The organism is Rhodococcus artemisiae (assembly GCF_036327795.1).
GTDB classification, from domain to species: domain Bacteria; phylum Actinomycetota; class Actinomycetes; order Mycobacteriales; family Mycobacteriaceae; genus Rhodococcus; species Rhodococcus artemisiae.
In genome coordinates this window covers 1-752 of record NZ_JAUTXY010000053.1, presented here as the reverse complement: position 1 = coordinate 752, position 752 = coordinate 1, and the positions used below count along the sequence as shown (strand labels likewise).

Genomic DNA, 752 nt, shown 5'->3' with positions numbered 1-752 from the left:
ATCGCGGTCTTGTTCTGTTCACCGGTGATCAGATCACCTTCCCAGTGCCCGGGCACAGCGCGGTCGGCGACCTCCGCGGGCCGATCACTGATCATGACCATCGGATCGGTGAACCGCTGATACCGTTCGCCCTCTCTGCGCTGCGGTTTACGTCTCGTTCGACCAGTTCGAAGCGCTTTCTGTACTTCGCGTTTCAGGCCGCCGCGGGCCTGGAAATACAATGCCTGGTAGATCGTCTCGTGGCTCACCCGCATGCTTTCGTCGTCGGGGTGATCCCGGCGCAGGCGATGCGAGATCTGCTCCGGTGACAACTTCCGGGACAAGCCTTCCTCGACCGCTGCCCGCAGGACCGCGTTCGTCACCAGTTTGGCCTGCTTCGGCCGTACCCGGGCTGCGGCCGCTGCCCGATCCGCCTGATACGGCAGATATCGGCCCTCGATGCTGTGCTGACGAACCTCCCGCGAGACCGTGGAGACGTTCTTGCCGATCCGTGCCGCGATCGTCCGCAGCGAATCCTGCATGAGCAGGCCGTCGGCGATCGCAATCCGGTCCTCGACCGACAGGTACCGGTCGCTGATCCCTGGCTGCGCGGTGTCATCACAGGTCACACTGGTCACACACTGTGTGTAGTCGCTTCGGCGGTTGTAGTCCACGACTCGGCCGTCCGGATGGACCCGCCTGTTGCCTGAGCCGGAATGCCGGATTCCCCGACGCCAGTCCCGGGCGGTGCGCTCGTTGACCCCGACCTCACG

At 64.5% G+C, this 752-nt stretch carries 1 protein-coding gene; it reads right to left on the bottom strand.

The window, feature by feature from the left end:
* A partial coding sequence (locus Q7514_RS33130; RefSeq protein ID WP_330137394.1) for an IS30 family transposase occupies positions 1–752 on the bottom strand: 752 nt, incomplete at both ends.